The organism is Arthrobacter sp. MDT2-34-1 (assembly GCF_059091365.1).
The window spans coordinates 1-527 of sequence record NZ_JBNHGO010000120.1 but is presented as its reverse complement, the minus strand read 5'-3'; the positions used below and the strand labels follow the sequence as shown (position 1 = coordinate 527).

Genomic DNA, 527 nt, shown 5'->3' with positions numbered 1-527 from the left:
CGTAGTCCGTGACGATCCGCGGGGTGTTGTTGCCCAGCGCGCGCTCGTACACCGCGTCGAGGATTCCGGCGAGTTCATTGGCTTCCGCTCCGGCCGGCAGCCCGTACACGATCCGGTCCGGCGCAATGGTGTCCTGCACGGCGAAGCCCTCGCGCAGGAATTCCGGGTTCCAGACCAGGTGCGCGCTCGGGTTGGCTTCGGTGATCTTCTCGGCGAGCCGGCGGGCGGTGCCCACCGGAACGGTGGATTTGCCGACGACGACGTCCCCATCGCCCAGGTGCGGCAGCAGGTTGTCGACGGCGGCGTCCACGTAGCGCAGGTCCGCCGCGTTCTCGCCCTTCTTCTGCGGAGTGCCGACCGCGATGAAGTGCACCTGCGCGCCGGCGGCATCGGCGATGTCGGTGCTGAACCGCAGGCGCCCGCTCTCGCCGGCGGCCGTCAGCAGCTCCGGCAGGCCCGGTTCGAAGAACGGCGCCCTGCCTTCCCGCAGGGCCGCGATCTTGCGTTCGTCGACGTCGATGCCGACC

At 70.2% G+C, this 527-nt stretch carries 1 pseudogene; it reads right to left on the bottom strand.

The window, feature by feature from the left end:
• Positions 1 to 527 (bottom strand): annotated as a pseudogene (locus tag AC5RVV_RS17960) (UDP-glucose 6-dehydrogenase); the annotation flags it as partial.